At 64.0% G+C, this 1,198-nt stretch carries 1 protein-coding gene; it reads left to right on the forward strand.

Features of this window, described 5'->3' with window-relative positions; translation table 11 throughout:
* Positions 1-68: 68 nt before the first annotated feature.
* Positions 69-1,198 (forward strand): recombinase family protein (locus IVB48_RS16525; protein WP_247400930.1); only part of this gene is annotated, 1,130 nt, incomplete at its 3' end.

A 1,198-nucleotide genomic window follows, 5' to 3' on the forward strand; every position in this document is an offset into this window, starting at 1 on the left:
CCTGATGACGCAGTTGATCCTCGATCATGCCGCGACGACAGCGACGCCGCGCGCGAAGGAGGTCGATCATGATCTCTGACAAGGTCAGGCCTCATCATCTGGAGCGCAAGGCGATTCTTTACGTGCGTCAATCCTCAGCGCATCAGGTGCTGCACAATCGCGAGAGCAGTGCGTTGCAATACTCCATGCGGGACCGGCTCACGGCGCTCGGGTGGGCAGAGGTTGAAGTGATCGATGATGATCTCGGTCGTTCAGCCGCCGGCGGGGTCCAACGCGCCGGTTTCGAGCGAATGGTAGCGGAGGTTTGCCTCGGTAAGGTTGGGGCGGTTTGCGCCCGCGAGGTCTCGCGCTTCGCTCGCAACAGCCGGGATTGGCAGCAACTCATCGAGATGTGCCGCGTGGTCGATACCGTTCTGGTCGATCAGGAGACCATCTATGCGCCAAGGCACGGCAACGACCGCCTGCTGCTCGGGCTCAAGGGCAGCCTCAACGAGTACGAGCTGGATCTGTTGCGCCAGCGCTCGCTCTCGGCCCGCTACGAGAAGGCGCGCCGCGGCGAGTTGGTTGTGGCGGCGCCCGTCGGCTTCGTGAAGGCCGGCGACCGTTATGAGAAAGATCCGGATCGGCGCGTCCAGGAAGCGATCCAGTTGGTGTTCGACAAGGTCGAGGAACTGGGCAGCGCGCGACAGGCACTCTGCTGGCTCCACGAGTACAATCTCGATCTGCCGGTGAAGCAGACCAACGGCGACACGGCCTGGCGGCGACCGAGCTACTCCGCCATCCACCGGATCATTGAGAACCCGGTCTACGGCGGCGCCTATGCCTATGGTAAGACGGCTGTGGCGGCGGGATACAGCGCCGAGGGCGTGAGCGTGAAGCTCCGCCGCAAGGCGCGGAACCAATGGCTGGCGCTGAAGCCCAACACCCACGACGGGTATGTGAGCTGGGAGAGGTTCGAGGCGATCCGCACCATGGTCAGCAGCAACGTTCCCACCGCTCGGCATCACGGCGCGCCCAAGCATGGTGACGCGCTGCTGGCCGGTCTGATCCGGTGCAAGCGCTGCGGCCGCAAGCTCACACTCCGGTACTCCGGCATGAAGCACCATATCCCGCGCTACAGCTGCAGCCGCGCCTGGATGGACAATGGCGGCCCTCACTGCATCGCCTTCGGCGGATTGCGCGTCGATGATGCAATCGA

Source organism: Bradyrhizobium sp. 76 (assembly GCF_023073025.1).
Classification (GTDB): domain Bacteria; phylum Pseudomonadota; class Alphaproteobacteria; order Rhizobiales; family Xanthobacteraceae; genus Bradyrhizobium.